This window comes from Dietzia sp. DQ11-38-2, assembly GCF_014145055.1.
Classification (GTDB): Bacteria; Actinomycetota; Actinomycetes; order Mycobacteriales; family Mycobacteriaceae; genus Dietzia.
In genome coordinates this window covers 1-18,442 of record NZ_JAALDW010000148.1, presented here as the reverse complement: position 1 = coordinate 18,442, position 18,442 = coordinate 1, and the positions used below count along the sequence as shown (strand labels likewise).

The window sequence follows — 18,442 nt, the reverse complement described above, 5'->3', positions numbered from 1 at the left end:
GGCGGCCGCCCAGTCCGGGTGGGCGTACCTCGCCAGCGCGGTCTGAGCTTGGGCGAGCACGCGCTGGACCACCCCGATGTGGGGCTCTCGCGGGGCCGCGCGGGTGACCACCTCGACGAACCGGCGAGCCGGAAGCCGGGCGTCCCGGGTCATCTCCCACAGCGCGGACCAACACAGGGTGCGGGCGAGGGAATCCGTCACGTCCTCGATCGACCCCAGAACGGTGTCGAGCGAGCGTTCGTCGAGCCGCACCGAGCAGTACGTCAGGTCCGCGTCGTTGGGCAGGATCACGTCGGGCACGGGGAGCCCGGCCATCTCCGGGACGGTCGTGCGCTCGGCGTCGACGTCCAATTCGGCGAACGTGGTCCGGACCAGTGCCCCCGACTCATCACGGCTGTAGAGACCCACGCCGAGGCGGTGGGTGCGCAGTTCCCCGTCACCGGGGGCGGCCGGTCCCTGGACCACGGTCAGTTCCGAGATCGTCCCCGGGGTGTCGGCGGCGGTGCTCACCTCCGCGGAGATCGGGTTGATGCCGGTGGTCCGCAACCACTGGGCGGCCCAGTCGGACAGGTCGCGACCGGAGGACGCCTCGAGGGCCCGCAGGAGATCGCCGAACTCGGCGTTGCCGAAGGCGTGCTCGGCGAAGTAGGCGCGTAGGCCCGCCAGGAACGGCTCGCGCCCCACATACGCCACCAGCTGTTTGAGCACGGATGCGCCCTTGGCGTAGGTGATCCCGTCGAAGTTCGCCTCGACAGTCTCCAGGTCCGTCATGTCGGCCGCGACGGGGTGGGTGGAGGGCAGTTGGTCCTGCCGGTACGCCCACGCCTTCTCGACGTTGGCGAAGGTGGTCCAGGCGTCGGTGTACTGCGTGGCGTCGACCTGGGCGAGGACGGAGGCGAAGGTCGCGAACGACTCGTTGAGCCACAGGTCGTCCCACCACCGCATGGTCACCAGGTCGCCGAACCACATGTGGGCCATCTCGTGCAGGATCGTCTCGTTGCGGCGTTCGTAGCGGTATCCGGTGACGCGGGAGCGGAAGACGTAGTCCTCGAGGAACGTCACCGCACCGGCGTTCTCCATGGCACCCGCGTTGAACTCGGGTACGAAGATCTGGTCGTACTTGCCGAAGGCGTACGGCATGCCGAACTCGCGGTGGTAGAAACCGAAACCCTCCTTGGTCTCGGCGAACAGCCGGTCGGCGTCGAGGTGCTCGGCGAGCGACCCCCGGCACAGCAGGCGTAGAGGAATGGTCCCGTGCTCGTCGGTGTAGGAGTCCTCCGCCACGTGGTACGGGCCGGCGATCAGGGCCACCAGGTAGGTCGAGAGGACCTCCGTCTGCTCGAATCGGTGAACGACCGCTCCCGACCCGCCAGGGGACTCGGTGGCCGGGGTGTTGGACACCACGACCCAGGAGGCGGGGGCCGTGACGGTCAGCGTGTAGCGCGCCTTGAGGTCGGGTTGGTCGAAGCAGGCGAACACCCGTTTGGCGTCGGCGGTCTGGAACTGCGTGTAGAGATAGACCTCCCCGTCCACGGGATCGACCATGCGGTGCAGGCCCTCGCCGGTGGAGGTGTACGCCAGATCGGCGTCCACGATGAGCTCGTTGGTCTCCTGCAGATCGGGCAGCGTCAGCCCCACCTCGTCGTCGTACTCCCCGTTCTCGAGGGTCAGCCCGTTCAACGTCACCGACCGGATCCGCGCCGACCTCAGGTCGATGAACGTCTCCGCCCCGGGCCGAGAACGGGTGAACCGGACGACCGTGCGGGACCGGAACATCCCGCTTCCCGGCCCGCCGGAGCCGTCGGTGAGGTCCAGGTCCACCTCGTAGGTATCCACGTCGATCAGCTCCGCCCTGGCGGCGGCGTCGGAACGGGTGAGATTGAGCGAGCGCATCGGGAGGTCCTCGGTTCCTGGGCGTGAGTGGTGGCCCCAGTCCTACCACCCGGGGCGGGGTGGCAGTCGGCGACCCTGACGAGGAGGATGGGGCCATGACATCCTCCGATTCCACCGCCCGCCGTTCCGTCGACTTCTGGTTCGACCCCCTGTGCCCCTTCGCGTGGGTCACCAGCCGCTGGATCCTCGAGGTGCAGAAGGTCCGCGACATCGATCTGACGTGGAACGTGATGAGCCTGTCCGTCCTCAACGACGGCCGCGACCTGCCGGAGGAATACCTCGAGCACATGCGGCTCGGCTGGGGCCCGGTCCGCGTGGCGATCGCCGCCGCGCAGCGTCACGGTCAGGAGGTCCTGGGCCGGTTGTACACCGAGCTCGGCACCCGCATCCACGATCAGGGCCGGGGGATCGACGACCCCACCGTGATCACCGAGGCGCTCGAGGCCGCCGGACTGGACGCGGGCCTCGCCGCCGCGGCGGCGACCGATGAGTACGACGACGAGCTGCGCGCCTCGCACCACCGCGGCATGGACCCGGTGGGCGACGAGGTCGGCACCCCGGTCGTTCACGTGGACGGCGTGGCCTTCTTCGGACCCGTGCTCACACGCATCCCGCGCGGCGAGGAGGCGGGCAAGGTGTTCGACGGCGCGGCCCTGCTCGCCGGATATCCCTACTTCTTCGAGCTCAAGCGCAGCCGCACCGAGTCCCCACGGTTCGACTGAAGGCCCGGGGGTGCGGCGGGTGCCGAGCGTGGCAGAATCGCCGCCATGCGCATCTACCTGGGAGCGGACCACGCCGGCTTCGAGACCAAGAACGTCATCGCCGAGCACCTGACGGCCTCCGGCCACGAGGTGGTCGACTGCGGTGCCCACACCTACGACGCCGAGGACGACTACCCGGCCTTCTGCATCGACGCGGCTCGCAAGGTCGTCGCGGACCCGGGCAGCCTCGGGATCGTGCTGGGCGGATCCGGCAACGGCGAGCAGATCGCGGCCAACAAGGTCCCCGGCGCCCGCTGCGCACTGGCGTGGAGCGTCGAGACCGCCCGCCTGGCCCGCGAGCACAACAACGCGCAGTTGATCGGTATCGGCGGGCGGATGCACTCTCAGGAGGAGGCGCTGGCGATCGTCGACGCGTTCCTCGACCAGAGCTGGTCGGAGGCCGAGCGTCACCAGAGGCGCATCGACATCCTCGCCGAGTACGAGCGCACCCACGAGGCCCCGCCGGTCCCCGGCGCCTGAGTTCCAGTGCCTGAGGGGCACACACTCCACCGGCTGGCCCGCCTGCACACCGAGTACTTCGCAGGCGGGCCGGTCCGCGTCTCGAGCCCACAGGGGCGGTTCGCCGACCACGTCGTCGTCGACGGGCGCTACTTCGACCGCGCCACGGCCGTCGGCAAGCACCTCTTCCACCACTACGAGGGCGGCGTCGCCGTCCACATCCACCTCGGGCTCTACGGGTTCTTCGACACGCACCTGGTGCCGCAGGGGGAACAGCCCCCGGCACCGGTCGGTCAGGTGCGGATGCGGGTCGGCTCGGTCCGCGACGAGGCGGTCGGCGCGGGGTCGCAAGCAGAGGACGGGCCGGTGCACTGCGTGGACCTCCGCGGGCCCACAAGGTGCGAGGTCATCGACGAGGCGGGCGTGGCCGAGGTCCGAGGCCGTCTGGGCCCCGATCCGTTGGATCCCGACGCCGATCCCGAGTCGGCCTGGATGCGCATCTCCCGCAGTGCGCGGCCGATAGGTGCGCTGCTCATGGACCAGAAGGTCCTGGCCGGAGTCGGGAACGTCTACCGCGCCGAGGTGCTGTTCCGGCACGGTATCGACCCGTTCCGCGCCGGCTCGCGGCTAACGGAGGGCGAGTTCCGCGCGATCTGGGGCGACCTGGCGCAGTTGATGGAGGTGGGGGTGGAGACCGGCGCCATCCACACGATCCGCCCGGAGCACGACCACGGGGACGTGCCCCGACGTGGTGCCGACCGACCGCGCAACTACGTCTATCAACGGGACGGCTGGCAGTGCCGGGTGTGCCGCGACGAGATCGCCCTGCAGACGTTGGAGGCGCGGACCCTCTTCTGGTGTCCGACCTGCCAGCATTCTGGTGTCCGACCTGCCAGCCGGGACGGCCGCGCTGAACCCGTCGCCGAGTCGCAGCCGCGGGCGGGCGGGTCAGCCGGTTAGCGGGCGACCATTTCGCAGCCGCACGTCGCGACGGCGTCTCGCGGGTACCGAAGTGCCTGCGAGACGCCATGCCGAGGGGCGGCTGGGATCTGATCGAACAGGCGCTACCGCGAGACGCCATCCTCGGGAGCGCCGGGAGGGCGTCGCGAGTCGTCGTGTGGAGCGGGCGACGGGAATCGAACCCGCGTAGCCTGCTTGGAAGGCAGGGGCTTTACCATTAAGCTACGCCCGCGTCGGCGGCTGACCTGGAGTTTCCCCCGGGGCTCGCTCGCGCGGTGATCACACTACCGGACCGGTGCGGTACCCCCAACTCCCGGCCCGCCAACGCGGAATCTGCCGTGATGCGGCACTGTCGTACACTGGCCGAGTTGGTTTGGCGGCCCGGCAGGTTCTCCGCGTGCGGCGCGGGCGGTCGGTCGCGCGACTCACCGGGATGTGGCGCAGCTTGGTAGCGCATCCGCTTTGGGAGCGGAGGGTCGCAGGTTCGAATCCTGTCATCCCGACCAGCGGAGCCCGAAATACGAATCCCACACGACTTTCCTAGGAGATCATCACCGTGAAGAGCACTGTCGAGCAGCTGAACCCGACCCGGGTCAAGGTCACGGTGGAGGTGCCGTTCGCGGAGCTCGAGCCGGACTTCGCCAAGGCTTACAAGTCGCTCGCCGGCCAGGTCAACATCGCCGGCTTCCGACCGGGTAAGGCCCCCGCCAAGCTCCTCGAGGCGCGGATCGGCCGCCCGGCGGTGCTGGAGCAGGTCATCAACGACATGATCCCGACCCGCTACGGCCAGGCCGTCGACGAACACGACCTCAAGGTCCTGGCCCAGCCGGAGATCGAGGTGACGAAGCTCGAGGACGGCGACGTCGTGGAGTTCACCGCCGAGGTGGACGTGCGCCCGGAGATCACCCTGCCCGCCTACTCGGAGCTGGCGGTCACCGTCGAGGCCCCGGCCGCCGACGACGCGGCGGTGGAGACGGAGCTCGACAACCTCCGCGCCCGCTTCGGCACCCTCAAGGGCGTCGAGCGTGGTGCCGAGAAGGGTGACTTCCTCTCGGTGGACCTCGCCGCCACCGTCGACGGTGAGCCGGTCGAGGACGCCTCGACCGAGGGTCTGTCCTACGAGCTCGGCTCCGGCACGCTCATCGAAGGACTCGACGACGCGGCCGAGGGCCTCAAGGCCGGCGAGTCCAAGGAGTTCACCTCGTCCCTCGTCGCGGGCGAGCACGCGGGCAAGGAGGCGGTCATCACCGTGACCGTCCAGTCCGTCAAGGAGCGCGAGCTGCCCGACGCCGACGACGAGTTCGCCCAGATGGCCAGCGAGTTCGACACCCTCGACGAGCTCAAGGCCGACCTCACGGAGAAGGTGGCGCAGCAGACCAGGGCCGGCCTCGCGGGCGAGATCCGCGACAAGGTCCTGGACGCCTTGATCGAGGCCACCGACATCCCGACTCCCGAGTCCCTGGTCGAGTCCGAGGCGCACGCGCAGATGCACCAGCTCATCGACCAGTTCGGTGGGGACCCGGCGATCCTCGACCAGGCGCTGGCCGCCGAGGGCACGGACCGCGAGACCTTCGAGGCGGAGACCCGCGAGGGCGCCGCGCGCGCCATCCGCAGCCAACTCCTGCTCGACGCCGTGGCCGAGGAGGCCTCGACCGAGGTCTCGCAGGAGGAGCTCACGCAGCACATCATGTTCCAGGCCCAGCGCTATGGCATGGACCCGAACCAGTTCGTGCAGCAGATCCAGCAGGCCGGCCAGCTCGGCTCGCTGTTCTCCGACGTGCGCCGTTCCAAGGCGCTGGCGGACGTCATCGTCCAGGCCAACGTCACGGACACCGAGGGCAACACGGTCGACACGACCGAGTTCTTCGGGTCTCGCGAGGAGGACTCCGCCGACTCCGCCGACTCCGCCGAGTCCACCGACGCCGCGGACACCGACGGCAAGGGCGACGACGCCTGACGGTCCTCACCTGCACCACCCCCGGAGCCGGGGGCCACCTCACGGTGGTCCCCGGCTCCGTCGTTCGCGGTGGCAGTGCACCCGGTACCCGCGGTGGCGGCCGCGGACGCCGACGCCGACGCCGACGCTGAGAGCGAACACCCGCCCCGTCGGGACGGTTCGGCCGTGGGCGTTGGTTACTGTTTGACGTAACGGATACCCGGCCGCCGGTCGGTCGGGCACCGCGGGAGCGGTGAGACGATCAGCGAAGGTAGGTACCCCGTGGCCCAGAACGGTTCAGCGGCACAGCCCGGTTCGACGCAGCCCGCCCTCAGCTCGCCCGGATCCCATGGGCTGACCCTCGGCGACTCGGTGTACGAGCGTCTCCTGCAGGAGCGGATCATCTTCCTGGGTTCCCAGGTGGACGACGACATCTCCAACCGCCTCTGCGCGCAGATCCTGCTGCTCGCGGCGGAGGATCCCACCCGCGACATCGCCATGTACATCAACTCGCCCGGTGGTTCGGTCACGGCCGGGATGGCGATCTACGACACGATGCAGTTCGTCGAGTGTGACGTGGCGACCTACGGCATGGGTCTGGCCGCCTCGATGGGGCAGTTCCTGCTCACCGCCGGCACCAAGGGCAAGCGGTACGCGCTGCCGCACGCCAAGATCATGATGCACCAGCCCTCCGCCGGAGTCGGCGGCTCGGCCGCCGACATCGCGATCCAGGCCGAGCAGTTCGCCGCCACCAAGCGCGAGATGGCCGAGCTCATCGCCTTCCACACCGGCCAGTCCTTCGAGCAGGTCACCGAGGACTCGGACCGCGACCGGTGGTTCAGCGCGGAGGAGGCCAAGGAGTACGGGTTCGTCGATCACGTGATCGCCCGTGCCTCCCAGACCGGAGGGACCTCGCCGTCGTGATCATCGACCCCGTCGCCCACGGGAGCGCTCCCGCAGCCCAGCCCGCCCCGCACACCACCACGGAGTCACCGATGACCTCACTGCCGACCTCGCGCTACATCCTCCCGTCCTTCGTCGAGCACTCGAGCTACGGCGTCAAGGAGTCCAACCCGTACAACAAGCTCTTCGAAGAGCGGATCATCTTCCTGGGCACCCAGGTCGACGACGCCTCGGCGAACGACATCATGGCCCAGCTCCTCGTCCTCGAGGGCCAGGATCCGGACCGCGACATCACGATGTACATCAACTCGCCGGGCGGCTCCTTCACCTCGCTCATGGCGATCTACGACACGATGCAGTACGTGCGTCCCGACATCGTGACGGTGTGCCTGGGGCAGGCGGCTTCGGCCGCCGCGGTCCTGCTCGCGGCGGGCACCAAGGGCAAGCGGGCCGCGTTGCCCAACGCCCGCATCCTCATCCACCAGCCCGCCACCGGCGGGATCCAGGGGCAGGTCTCGGACCTGGAGATCCAGGCCGCGGAGATCGAGCGCATGCGTCGTCTCATGGAGACCACCCTGGCGCGGCACACCGGTCGCGATGCGGACCAGATCCGAAAGGACACCGACCGGGACAAGATCCTCACGGCCGCCGAGGCAAAGGACTACGGGATCATCGACACCGTGTTCGACTACCGCAAACTGTCGTCGACCAACTGACGCCCGGGCGGCGCGCCGTGGAGGGTTGCGGTGCGCCGTCAGGTCCAATGAACCTCATCGCGCGAGGGGTCGGAATTGTCGTCCCTCCCGCGTACCGTCGACTACGGGGTGTGAATCCGGACCCCTGGAATGCGAGGACGTAGAACTCATGGCACGTGTGGGCGAGAGCGGCGACCTGTTGAAGTGTTCTTTCTGTGGAAAGAGCCAGAAGCAGGTCAAGAAGCTGATCGCCGGTCCGGGGGTCTACATCTGCGACGAGTGCATCGAGCTGTGCAACGAGATCATCGAGTCCGAGGTCGAGGACTCGCAGGAATCAGCGCTCGACGAGCTGCCCAAGCCGGCGGAGATCCACGCCTTCCTCGACGAGTACGTGGTGGGGCAGGACGCGGCCAAGCGCAACCTCGCGGTGGCCGTCTACAACCACTACAAGCGCATCCGCGTGGGGGCCTCGCTCGGCCGCGGTGACGCGGTGGAACTGGCCAAGTCCAACATTCTCATGCTGGGGCCGACCGGGTGTGGCAAGACGTATCTCGCCCAGACGCTGGCCAAGATGCTCAACGTCCCGTTCGCGATCGCCGACGCCACCGCGCTGACCGAGGCGGGATACGTCGGCGAGGACGTGGAGAACATCCTCCTCAAACTCATCCAGGCCGCGGACTACGACACCAAGCGCGCCGAGATGGGCATCATCTACATCGACGAGGTCGACAAGATCGCCCGCAAGGCCGAGAATCCGTCGATCACCCGCGACGTGTCCGGCGAGGGTGTCCAGCAGGCGCTGCTGAAGATCCTCGAGGGCACGCAGGCGTCAGTGCCGCCGCAGGGTGGTCGCAAGCACCCGCATCAGGAGTTCATCCAGATCGACACGTCCAACGTGTTGTTCATCGTCGCCGGGGCATTCCAGGGTCTGGAGAAGATCGTCGGTGACCGCGTGGGCCGCAAAGGGATGGGCTTCGGGGCCGAGGTCGCCAGCAAGACGAGCCTCGACACGACGGAGAACTTCAGCGAGGTCATGCCGGAGGACCTGGTGAAGTACGGGCTGATTCCCGAGTTCATCGGTCGCCTCCCGGTCGTGGCGACCGTGACGAGCCTGGACCGCGAGGCGCTGGTCAACATCCTCAGCGAGCCCAAGAACGCGCTCGTCAAGCAGTACGCCCGGCTGTTCGAGATGGACGGCGTCGAGCTGGAGTTCACCCAGGACGCCCTCGAGGCCGTGGCCGACCAGGCGATCCTGCGGGGCACCGGCGCCCGCGGGCTGCGTGCCATCATGGAGGAGGTTCTCCTCCCGGTCATGTACGACATCCCCGGACGGGATGACGTGGCGCGCGTGGTGGTCACCGGCGAGACGGTGCGGCACAACGTGCTGCCGACGATCGTCCCCTTCTCCGAGTCCGAGCCCCGGGAGAAGTCGGCCTAGGCTGCACCGGGTCGGGTCAGGCTCAGACGCGTTCGAAGACGGCGGCCAGCCCCTGACCGCCGCCGATGCACATCGTCTCCAGCCCCCACTGGGCATCGCGTCGCACCATCTCGCGGGAGAGTGTGGTGAGCATCCGGGCGCCGGTCGCTCCGACGGGGTGGCCGAGCGAGATCCCTGAGCCGTGGGGGTTGAGGTGCTCCGAGGCGGGATCGATGTCCCACTCCCGCATGACGGACAGCGCCTGGGCGGCGAAGGCCTCGTTGAGCTCGATCACGTCGATGTCAGTCAGGGTGAGTCCGAGCGCGTGGAGGGCCTTGGCGGTGGCGGGAACGGGGCCGATGCCCATGGTCTCCGGCGCCACACCCGCAACGGCCCACGAGGCGAGACGGACGAGCGGGGTGAGCCCGAGGGCGGACGCCCTGTCGGCTGTGGTGACGATGCACATCGCGGCGCCGTCGTTCTGTCCTGAGGCGTTGCCGGCGGTGACGGTGGCCTCGGGGTCGGTCCGGCTCATGATCGCCCGGAGGCCCGAGAGGGCCTCGACCGAGGTGTCGGCGCGGGGGTGCTCGTCGGTGTCGACGACGAGGTCGGCGCCCCTGCGCTGCGGGACGGTGACGGGAACGATCTCCTCGGCGAACACCCCCGACATCTGGGCGGCGACCGCGCGCTGATGGGACTGCACGGCCAGCCGGTCCTGTTCCTCCCGGCTGATGCCGTACTCGCGGCGGAGGTTCTCGGCGGTCTCGATCATCCCCCCGTCGACGATGTGGGAGCGGCCACCGACCGTGGTGCGGGCGCGACCGAGGCGATCGACCAGGGAGACTCCATCGCCGGAGATGCCCCAGCGGGGCGAGGGCGTGGCGTAGAACTCCACCTGGCTCATCGATTCGACTCCGCCGGTGATGACGAGGTCCGCCCCGCCTGAGGCCACCTGCAGGGCGCCGGTGATCACCGCCTGCAGGCCCGAGCCGCAGCGCCGGTCCAGCTGCATCCCGGGCACCTCGACGCCGAGCGGGGAGTCGAGGGCCGCGATCCGACCTATGGCGGGGCCCTCGCCGCCCGGTGAACCCTGGCCCAGGATCACGTCGTCGACGTCGGCCCCGGTCAGGCCGGTGCGCTCGACGAGCGTCGTGAGCAGCGAGGTCGCCAGGGCGTTCGCGTCCAGCTCACGGAAGACCCCGCCGAAACGTCCGACCGGGGTGCGGAGCGGGTGGCAGATGACGATGTCGCGCATGGGTTCTCCTCATGGTGGCCGGCGGTGCCGAGAGCTCTCCGTCCTCCGCCGTCACGCGGTGGCGTGCGTGGACAGGTGCGAGCGGAGGACCGCGGTCACGCGGTCGGGAATCTCCACGGTGGGAACGTGGGCGGCGGGGGACAGGGTCAGGAACTCGGCGCCCGGGATCCCGGCGGCGAGTTCGCGGACCACGTCGGGCGGTGTGGAGGGGTCCTCGTCCCCGGCGATCACCAGGGTGGGGCAGGTGATCCGGCCGAGGTCGGCGCGCCCGTCCCAGCCCGACAGCGCGTCACAGGCCGCGCCGTACCCCTCGGCGCTGGTCGCCAGGATCATCTCGCGGACAGAATCCACCAGTGCGGGGTCCTGTCGGGCGCGACTGGGGGTAATCCACCTCGCCACCACCGCGTCGGCGACGGCACCGGTTCCGCCGTCGCGGACGGCGGCAGCCCGCTCGACCCATGCCGAGGGCTCACCGAACCTCGCGGCCGTGCACAGCAGGGCCGCGGACCCGACCCTGGTGGGCTCGTGGACAGCGAGCCACTGGGCCAGGGCTCCTCCCAGGGAGAGTCCGACCACGTGGAAGCGGTCCACGCCGAGGGTGTCGAGCAGAGCCAGGACGTCGCCGGCGAGGTCGGCGATCGTGCACGGCCCCGGGATCACGTCTGAGCCGCCGTGGCCACGGTGGTCGACAGCGATCACGGTGTGGTCCCGGGCCAGGTCGCGCACCTGGGCGTCCCACATCGACCGGTCCGAACCGAGGGACCCGAGGAGGACGACGGCCGGGGCGTTCTCCGGCCGCGGGCCGCTGACCTGACAAGACAGGGTGGCGGGCATGGGGTGTGTCCTTTCCTGGGGGTCGGGGGACCGGTCGGGCCCGCGTGGCGTGTGGGACGCACGGTCCACCGTACGACGGGTGGGAGCTGCCGCGTCACACAAAGGCGGGCGAGGCCGACCCCCGGTCGGCTTCAGCCATCGACCACACCCCGCCGATTGCACACCGCCGATCGCATACCACTGGCGGGCCCCGGGGCGAACATCGGGTGTACGACGGCTCGGGCGGTCAACAGGGGGCACATTCCTCACTACTGTGGGGACCGACCCCGTCGTCGCCAGAGGAAGGTCCCTGCGTATGAGCTCCTCCGCCCCGGTCACCGTCACCGTCACCGGTGCCGCCGGAAAGATCGCCTACTCCCTGCTCTTCCGAGTGGCGTCCGGTCTGGTCTTCGGCCCCGACACCCCGGTCAGGCTGCGGTTGTTGGACGTCCCGACCGCGGTCGCCGCAGCCGAGGGGGTGGCGATGGAGATCGAGGACTGCGCTCTTCCGTTGGTCGATTCGATCGAGATCACCGACGACGCGGACGTCGCCTTCGACGGCGCCAATGCCGCCTTCCTCGTCGGAGCGATGCCTCGCGGCAAGGGCATGGAGCGGTCAGACCTGCTGACCGCCAACGGTGCCATCTTCCGCGACCAGGGCCGCTCGATCAACGACGGGGCCGCCGACGACATCCGCGTGGTGGTGGTGGGCAACCCCGCCAACACCAACGCCTACATCGCTCACCGGCACGCCCCGGACGTCCCGGCCGGCCGCTTCACCGCCCTCATGCGGCTGGACCACAACCGGGCGCTGAGTCAGCTCGCCGCCCGCCTGGGCGCCCCCGTCGCCGAACTCGACGGGGTCGTGGTGTGGGGCAACCACTCGGCCACCCAGTTCCCGGACGTCTCCTATCTCACCCGCGCGGGTGAACCCGTGACCGCGGGACTCGAGCGCGAGTGGTTGACCGACACCTTCATCCCGCGGGTCGCGAACCGGGGTTCCGAGATCATCGCCGTGCGGGGTTCGTCGTCGGCCGCCTCGGCCGCGGGTGCCGCCGTCGATCAGATGCACGACTGGGTGCACGGCACCCCGGGGGAGAGCTGGACCACGGTGGCGCTGCCCTCCGAGGGGCACTACGGCACGGTCCCGGGTGTGGTCACCGGGTTGCCGTGCCGCAGCCGTGGCGGGGAATGGAAGGTGGTCGAGGGTCTCGAGATCGACGATTTCCAACGCGCGCGCATCGACGCCTCGGTGGCCGAACTGGTCTCCGAGCGCGACGCCGTGCACGCCCTCAACCTGACGGACTGACCCCGGGGGGCGGGGTCCGGCCCGCGTGTGCGGGACCCCGGTGCGGACGGCCTACGATGGTCGGGTGACGACAGCAGCGACTCCCGGCCCCGAGAACAACCGCGCGGATCTGCTCCCCGCCTCCTGGAACCCCGGCGAGGTCGAGTCCGAGCTGTATCAGCGTTGGGTCGAGGCCGGTTATTTCGAGGCCGACCCCTCCAGCGACAAACCCGCGTACTCGGTGGTTCTCCCGCCGCCCAACGTCACCGGAAACCTGCACATGGGGCACGCACTCGACCACACGCTCATGGACGTGCTCACGCGCCGCAAGCGCATGCAGGGCTTCGAGGTGCTGTGGCTTCCGGGCATGGACCACGCCGGGATCGCCACCCAGACCCTCGTGGACCGCAAGCTCCGCGCCGAGGGGATCGACCGCCACGAGATCGGGCGAGAGGCGTTCATCGGACGAGTCTGGGAGTGGAAGCGTGAGTCCGGCGGGACCATCGGCGAGCAGATGCGGCGGCTCGGCGACGGCGTCGACTGGTCGCGTGAGCGGTTCACCCTGGACGAGGGACTGTCCCGCGCGGTGCAGACCATCTTCAAAGAGCTCTACGACCGGGGGCTCATCTACCGCGCCGAGCGGCTGGTCAACTGGTCGCCCACACTCCAGACCGCGATCTCGGACATCGAGGTCAAGTACGCGGATGTCGAGGGCGAGCTGGTGAGCTTCCGCTACGGCTCGATGGACGACTCGCAGCCGCACCTCGTGGTGGCCACGACCCGGCTCGAGACGATGCTGGGCGACACGGCGATCGCCGTGCACCCGGAGGACCCGCGGTACGCCCACCTCGTGGGCACCGAGATCGAGCACCCGTTCCGCGACGGGTGGACCCTGCGCGTCGTGGCGGACGACCACGTCGATCCCGAGTTCGGGACGGGGGCCGTCAAGGTCACGCCCGCGCACGACCCCAACGACTTCGCGATCGGCCAGCGCCACGGGCTGGCGATGCCCACGATCATGGACGCGGCCGGCCGCATCGCCGACACGGGGACCCGCTACGACGGGATGGACCGGTTCGAGGCGCGCAGGGTGATCCGCGAGGACCTCGCCGCCGAGGGCCGGATCGTCAAGGAGGTGCGCCCGTACCTGCACTCCGTCGGACACTCGGAGCGATCCGGTGAGCCGATCGAGCCCCGGCTGTCCCTGCAGTGGTGGGTCAGGGTCGAGGAACTGGCCCGGATGGCGGGAGACGCCGTGCGAGACGGTGACACGGTGATCCACCCGAAGAGTCAGGAACCGCGCTGGTTCGACTGGGTCGACGACATGCACGACTGGTGCATCTCCCGCCAGCTGTGGTGGGGCCACCGCATCCCCATCTGGTACGGGCCGGGCGGCGAGGTGGTCTGCGTGGGCGTGGGCGAGGAGCCGCCAGCCGGCTACACGCAGGACACGGACGTGCTCGACACGTGGTTCTCCTCCGGACTGTGGCCGTTCTCGACCATGGGCTGGCCCGACCGGACCGCGGACCTCGAGCGGTTCTACCCCACGTCCGTGCTGGTGACCGGGTACGACATCCTGTTCTTCTGGGTGGCCCGGATGATGATGTTCGGCACCTTCGTGGGTCGCACCCTGACCGGCGACAGGGCCGCCCCGGGCACGGTTCCGTTCACCGACGTGTTCCTCCACGGGCTCGTCCGCGACGAGCACGGCCAGAAGATGTCCAAGTCCAAGGGCAACGGCATCGACCCGCTCGACTGGGTCGACCGTTTCGGCGCCGACGCCCTGCGCTTCACCCTGGCCCGGGGTGCGAACCCGGGTGGCGACCTGTCCGTGGGCGACGACTCCGCCCAGGCCTCGCGCAACTTCGCCACCAAGCTCTTCAACGCCACGCGGTTCGCGCTGATGAACGGCGCGAGGGTGGGCGAGCTCCCGGCGGAGGTCGCGCTCACCGACGCTGATCGCTGGATCCTCCAGCGCCTCGGCGAGGTGCGGGTCTCCGTCGACGACGCGCTGGACCGCTACGAGTTCTCCAAGGCCTGCGAGGCCCTGTACCACTTCGCATGGGACGAGCTGTGCGACTGGTACCTGGAGCTGGCCAAGGTCCAGTTCGGCAGCGACGACGAGGCGCGCGGGTCCGAGCGGGCCGATCACACGCGGCTCGTGCTGGGACACGTTCTCGACGTGGTGCTGCGGATGCTGCATCCCGTCATCCCGTTCGTCACCGAGGTGCTGTGGACGGCCCTGACCGGACGCGACTCGGTGGTGGTCGCGGACTGGCCCTCCGACGTGGCCCCGGCAGAGGGGGCCACGGAGTCCGTGCGCCGGGTGGCCGACGCCCAGACCCTCGTCACCGAGATCCGCCGCTTCCGCTCCGACCAGGGACTCAAGCCCGGCCAGCGGGTGCCCGCGCGCGTCACCGGGGTCGACCGGGCGGATCTGCCCGCCGACCTGCTCGACCAGGTGGCCTCGCTCGCGCGGATCACCCCGGCCGGGGACGACTTCACCGCCACCGCCTCGTTGGAGGTCCGGCTGGGGCTGTCCACTGTGGGGGTCGAGATCGACACTTCCGGCACCATCGACCTGGCCGCCGAGCGTCGACGCCTGGAGAAGGACCTCGCGGCCGCGCGCAAGGAGCTGGAGACCACCGGCGCCAAGCTGGGCAACGAGGCGTTCCTCGGCAAGGCTCCCGACCACGTGGTGGACAAGATCCGCGCGCGCCGGGATCTCGCCGAAAACGAGGTCAGCCGGATCTCCGCCCGACTCGAGGGCCTCCCGGCCGGGAGCACCGCCTGATGGCGGATCATCGGTGGCTCGAGCCCCACGACCCGGACGAGGGCTGGGACACCCCCACCGAGGAGGACGTCGCCGAGTTGCTCGGCGAGGAGGGCCTGGTCTCCGGGGTCTCCCTCGGCGGACCGCTGCCCGGTGACGAGGACGGCGAGGACCGCCAGGAGCCGCGCCCGATCCCGGAGGTCGGCAGCCCCGAGTGGCAGGCCGACACCGCCGAGCTCGCGGCGGTCGAGGAGGAACTGGCCACCCGGTGGCCGGAGACCCGCCTCGAACCGAGCCTGGACCGGATCGCGGAGCTCACCGGTGTCCTCGGGGATCCGCAGCACGCCTATCCGGTCGTCCACGTGGCGGGGACCAACGGCAAGACCTCGGTCACCCGGATGATCGACGCCCTCCTGCGGGCACTGCACCAGCGCACCGGGCGCAACACCAGCCCGCACCTCCAGACCGTCACCGAGCGCATCGCCCTGGACGGCGAGCCCGTCCCGGCGCGTCTGTTCGTGGACACCTACCGCGAGCTGCAGCCGTATCTGGAACTGGTGGACCAGCGGTCCGAGTCCGGCGGCGGTCCCCGGATGAGCTACTTCGAGGTGCTCACCGCGATGGCCTTCGCGGCCTTCGCCGACGCCCCGGTCGACGTGGCCGTGGTGGAGACCGGCATGGGCGGGACCTGGGACGCCACCAACGTGGTGCGGCCGGCCGTCGCCGTCGTCACCCCGATCGGCCTGGACCACACCGACTACCTCGGCGACGACCTGGCGACCATCGCGGGGGAGAAGGCGGGGATCATCCAGCCCGTGGCCGGGGACGATCTGCTCCCGAGGGACCCGGTGGCGGTGATCGGCCGGCAGGAGCCCGAGGCGATGGAGGTGCTGCTGCGTCGGGCGGTCGAGGTGGGCGCGGTGGTGGCGCGTCTCGGCTCGGAGTTCGACGTGGTCGAGCGTCGCCTGGCGGTGGGCGGACAGCAGCTCACCCTGCGCGGTCTCGGGGGCGAGTACCCGGAGGTGTTCCTCCCGCTGTTCGGCGAGCACCAGGCCGAGAACGCCGCCACCGCGCTGGCCGCCGTCGAGGCGTTCTTCGGAGCGGGCCCGGACAGGTCGCTTGACCCCGAGCTCATCCGCGCCGGATTCGCCGCCGTGGACAACCCTGGCCGGCTCGAGCGCCTCAGCTCGAGCCCGACGGTGCTGGTGGACGCCGCGCATAACGGACACGGCGGGGGCGCACTCGCCGAGGCGGTCACCTCCGAGTTCGACTTCCGACGTCTCGTCGCCGTGGTCGCGATGCTCGACGGCAAGGACGCCGACGCCTTCCTCGCGGCCATCGAGCCGGTGGTCGACGAGGTCGTCGTCACGAGGACCGGATCGCCGCGGGCGATGGCGCTCGAGGACCTCGCGCGCATCGCCGAGGACCGGTTCACCGCCCAGCGGGTCCACGTGGTGGACACCCTGCCCGAGGCGATCAGCGCCGCGCTGGACCTGGTGGGGGTTCCCGACCCGACCGCCGACGACGACGTCTCCGGAGTCGGCGTGCTCGTCACGGGGTCGGTGTTGACCGCGGGGGCCGCCCGCAGCTTGTTCGGAAAGGACGCACAGTGACCGACACCGGTTCCGTCGATCCGGGGGCCACGGCCCACGAACCCTCGGTGGATCCGTGGAAGGGCCTGCGGGGGATCATGGCCGGGACACTGATCCTCGAGGCCATCGTGATCGGACTGGTGCTCACGGTGATCGCCCGGGTTGACGACGGAGAGCACTTCCAACCCTGGAAGGTGTGGTTCGTCAGCCTCCTGGCGGTGGCGATGGTCGTGGCCAGTGGTCTGCAGCGGCGGCCCTGGGCGATCCCGATGAACCTCACTCTCGCCGGACTGGCGGTGGCCGGGTGGGCCGTCCACTGGTCGATGGGGGTATGCGGTCTGATGTTCGCGGCGGTGTGGGCGTACATCCTCTATCTTCGGCGGGACCTGTCCCGGAGGATGGCTGCCGGTTACCTCCCCAGCCAACACGACTGACGGGATCCGGGTACTTGTAGCATTGCGGCCGTGACCGAGAGAACCTTCTTCCTCATCAAGCCCGACGGCGTCCAGCGAGGCCTGACCGGGACCATCCTCGCGCGAATCGAGGCCAAGGGCCTCAGGCTCGTGGCCATGGACATGCGCCACGTGCCCCAGGAGACCGCGGCCGAGCACTACGCCGAGCACTCCGAGCGTCCGTTCTACGGCGATCTGCTCGAGTTCATCACCTCCGGTCCGGTCGTGGCCGGTGTCGTCGAGGGCCCCCGCGCGATCGCCGCCTGGCGCCAGCTCGCCGGCGGGACCGACCCGGTGGACAAGGCCGCGCCCGGGTCCATCCGCGGCGACTTCGGGTTGGAGACCCAGTTCAACCTCGTCCACGGATCCGATTCCGAGGAGTCCGCGGCCCGCGAGATCGGACTGTGGTTCCCCGACCTCTGATCCGGGTTCCCCACCAGCGCCCGCGCTGAATGCGCCCGTCGGCCCCGTGTCCGGCGGGCGCATCTGTCTTCCCACCGCTCCCGCGCGGCAACGGATCGCCGGCGGGTGTGGGACAATGGCCGGAGCCCATATTCTTGGCGAGCGGACCACCAGTTCGCCCCGGATCGGGCGCCCGCCATCCGCGGGCCGGATCACACCGGAATCGCGGACCACAAGACACAGCCCCACCTGTGTGGGGCCCAGAGAGAAATGCCGACCCCGTGCGGCGGCGTGGGTCACCGGAGTTGTTCCGGTGACGTGATCGCGCCCGGAGTCCGGCCAGAGGAGACACGTGTCGGATTCGACCCTGACCATCGACGATCTCAACGCGCTCCCGGAGAAGATGCGCGCGCACGCCGCGGCCAAGGCCGTGGGTATGACCAGCAAGGAGTTCCTGGCCGCGATGGCCGGGATCGGCGTGGAGATCAGGAGCGCCCAGTCCGGCGTGACCCGCGAGGTGTTGCTCACCTGGTTCGCCGGCCGTGAGGACGGCGACGGGGCGGCACTCGCGGAGGCTCCCGCCGACCAGGGCGCCTCCGCTGAGACGGTCCCGGCCGATACAGCCCCCGCGAAGAAGGCGGGCGCCGGAAAGGCGCCGGCAAGAAAGTCCTCCGAGAAGAAGGCGCCGGCCAGAAAGTCGGCCGAGAAGAAGGCGCCGGCCGAGAAGTCTCCGGCGAGGAAGACTCGCACGTCCGCTGCGGGCGACGCGGCGACGGACCCGACAGTCGACGGTGACGCCGCGGGGCGGGCCACCAAGAAGACCGCCGCCGACGAGACCGCCGC

Annotated in this window: 15 protein-coding genes, 2 tRNA genes and 1 pseudogene; 14 read left to right on the top strand and 4 right to left on the bottom strand. The window is 70.1% G+C overall.

Annotated elements, in window-relative coordinates; all coding sequences use genetic code 11:
* A partial coding sequence (gene pepN, locus G6026_RS05810) for an aminopeptidase N (RefSeq protein ID WP_182612492.1) occupies positions 1–1,893 on the bottom strand: 1,893 nt, incomplete at its 3' end.
* A 95-nt stretch (positions 1,894–1,988) separates the two neighbouring features.
* Here pepN and G6026_RS05805 point away from each other — a divergent pair.
* From G6026_RS05805 to G6026_RS05795, 3 genes are read left to right on the top strand one after another with little or no spacing between them, the layout of a single operon-like run.
* The gene (locus G6026_RS05805) at positions 1,989–2,615 is read left to right on the top strand and encodes a DsbA family protein (RefSeq protein ID WP_182612490.1); all 627 of its coding nucleotides are present in this window, start codon (positions 1,989–1,991) and stop codon (positions 2,613–2,615) included.
* 45 nt (positions 2,616–2,660) lie between these two features.
* A complete protein-coding gene (locus tag G6026_RS05800; protein ID WP_095718433.1) occupies positions 2,661–3,134 on the top strand; it encodes a ribose-5-phosphate isomerase in 474 nt (157 codons plus the stop codon).
* 6 nt (positions 3,135–3,140) lie between these two features.
* A complete protein-coding gene (locus G6026_RS05795) occupies positions 3,141–4,073 on the top strand; it encodes a DNA-formamidopyrimidine glycosylase family protein (RefSeq protein WP_309230118.1) in 933 nt (310 codons plus the stop codon).
* A 158-nt stretch (positions 4,074–4,231) separates the two neighbouring features.
* Here the strand turns inward: G6026_RS05795 and G6026_RS05790 are convergent.
* A tRNA-Gly gene (locus tag G6026_RS05790) sits at positions 4,232–4,305 on the bottom strand.
* A gap of 197 nt (positions 4,306–4,502) precedes the next feature.
* Here G6026_RS05790 and G6026_RS05785 point away from each other — a divergent pair.
* The 5 genes from G6026_RS05785 (at position 4,503) to clpX (ending at position 9,045) form a co-directional block, all read left to right on the top strand.
* A tRNA-Pro gene (locus G6026_RS05785) sits at positions 4,503–4,579 on the top strand.
* Positions 4,580–4,629: 50 nt separating this feature from the next.
* Positions 4,630–6,030, top strand: a complete 1,401-nt coding sequence (gene tig / locus G6026_RS05780) for a trigger factor (RefSeq protein ID WP_182612488.1) — start codon at positions 4,630–4,632, stop codon at positions 6,028–6,030.
* A gap of 261 nt (positions 6,031–6,291) precedes the next feature.
* Positions 6,292–6,933 (top strand): ATP-dependent Clp protease proteolytic subunit, encoded by a 642-nt coding sequence (locus tag G6026_RS05775; protein ID WP_107756076.1) that lies wholly within the window; start codon positions 6,292–6,294, stop codon positions 6,931–6,933.
* Between the two features lie 71 nt (positions 6,934–7,004).
* On the top strand, positions 7,005–7,628 hold the full coding sequence (locus G6026_RS05770; RefSeq protein ID WP_182612487.1) for an ATP-dependent Clp protease proteolytic subunit: 624 nt from the start codon (positions 7,005–7,007) through the stop codon (positions 7,626–7,628).
* 148 nt (positions 7,629–7,776) lie between these two features.
* The gene (clpX, locus tag G6026_RS05765; protein ID WP_107756077.1) at positions 7,777–9,045 is read left to right on the top strand and encodes an ATP-dependent Clp protease ATP-binding subunit ClpX; all 1,269 of its coding nucleotides are present in this window, start codon (positions 7,777–7,779) and stop codon (positions 9,043–9,045) included.
* 22 nt (positions 9,046–9,067) lie between these two features.
* Here the strand turns inward: clpX and G6026_RS05760 are convergent, their stop codons facing one another.
* Together G6026_RS05760 and pcaD are read right to left on the bottom strand one after the other, a co-directional pair.
* Positions 9,068–10,279, bottom strand: coding sequence for an acetyl-CoA C-acetyltransferase (locus G6026_RS05760; RefSeq protein ID WP_182612485.1), 1,212 nt, complete (start codon positions 10,277–10,279; stop codon positions 9,068–9,070).
* Positions 10,280–10,330: 51 nt separating this feature from the next.
* Complete coding sequence (gene pcaD / locus G6026_RS05755; protein ID WP_182612483.1) at positions 10,331–11,113, bottom strand: 3-oxoadipate enol-lactonase; 783 nt, start codon at positions 11,111–11,113, stop codon at positions 10,331–10,333.
* A gap of 295 nt (positions 11,114–11,408) precedes the next feature.
* Between pcaD and G6026_RS05750 the strand changes: the two genes are divergently transcribed.
* The 6 genes and pseudogenes from G6026_RS05750 to G6026_RS17775 all read left to right on the top strand — a co-directional run.
* Entirely contained in the window at positions 11,409–12,401 is a 993-nt protein-coding gene (locus G6026_RS05750; RefSeq protein ID WP_182612481.1) for a malate dehydrogenase, read from the top strand.
* A 64-nt stretch (positions 12,402–12,465) separates the two neighbouring features.
* Positions 12,466–15,174, top strand: a complete 2,709-nt coding sequence (locus G6026_RS05745) for a valine--tRNA ligase (protein WP_182612479.1) — start codon at positions 12,466–12,468, stop codon at positions 15,172–15,174.
* Entirely contained in the window at positions 15,174–16,766 is a 1,593-nt protein-coding gene (locus G6026_RS05740; RefSeq protein ID WP_182612477.1) for a folylpolyglutamate synthase/dihydrofolate synthase family protein, read from the top strand. The genes G6026_RS05745 and G6026_RS05740 overlap by 1 nt, the downstream gene beginning before the upstream one ends.
* Positions 16,763–17,179, top strand: a complete 417-nt coding sequence (locus tag G6026_RS05735) for a DUF4233 domain-containing protein (protein WP_107756081.1) — start codon at positions 16,763–16,765, stop codon at positions 17,177–17,179. The genes G6026_RS05740 and G6026_RS05735 overlap by 4 nt, the downstream gene beginning before the upstream one ends.
* A gap of 30 nt (positions 17,180–17,209) precedes the next feature.
* Positions 17,210–17,620: a nucleoside-diphosphate kinase gene (gene ndk / locus G6026_RS05730; protein ID WP_107756082.1), complete on the top strand. Its 411-nt coding sequence runs from the start codon at positions 17,210–17,212 to the stop codon at positions 17,618–17,620.
* A 331-nt stretch (positions 17,621–17,951) separates the two neighbouring features.
* A pseudogene (locus G6026_RS17775) lies at positions 17,952–18,442 on the top strand (ribonuclease E/G); the annotation flags it as partial.

Coding starts and splice junctions, on each gene's coding strand:
- G6026_RS05805 (WP_182612490.1), top strand. CDS start 1,989: ATGACATCCTCCGATTCCACCGCCCGCCGTTCCGTCGACTTCTGGTTC.
- G6026_RS05760 (WP_182612485.1), bottom strand. CDS start 10,279: ATGCGCGACATCGTCATCTGCCACCCGCTCCGCACCCCGGTCGGACGT.
- G6026_RS05770 (WP_182612487.1), top strand. CDS start 7,005: ATGACCTCACTGCCGACCTCGCGCTACATCCTCCCGTCCTTCGTCGAG.
- G6026_RS05800 (WP_095718433.1), top strand. CDS start 2,661: ATGCGCATCTACCTGGGAGCGGACCACGCCGGCTTCGAGACCAAGAAC.
- G6026_RS05740 (WP_182612477.1), top strand. CDS start 15,174: ATGGCGGATCATCGGTGGCTCGAGCCCCACGACCCGGACGAGGGCTGG.
- clpX (WP_107756077.1), top strand. CDS start 7,777: ATGGCACGTGTGGGCGAGAGCGGCGACCTGTTGAAGTGTTCTTTCTGT.
- pcaD (WP_182612483.1), bottom strand. CDS start 11,113: ATGCCCGCCACCCTGTCTTGTCAGGTCAGCGGCCCGCGGCCGGAGAAC.
- G6026_RS05750 (WP_182612481.1), top strand. CDS start 11,409: ATGAGCTCCTCCGCCCCGGTCACCGTCACCGTCACCGGTGCCGCCGGA.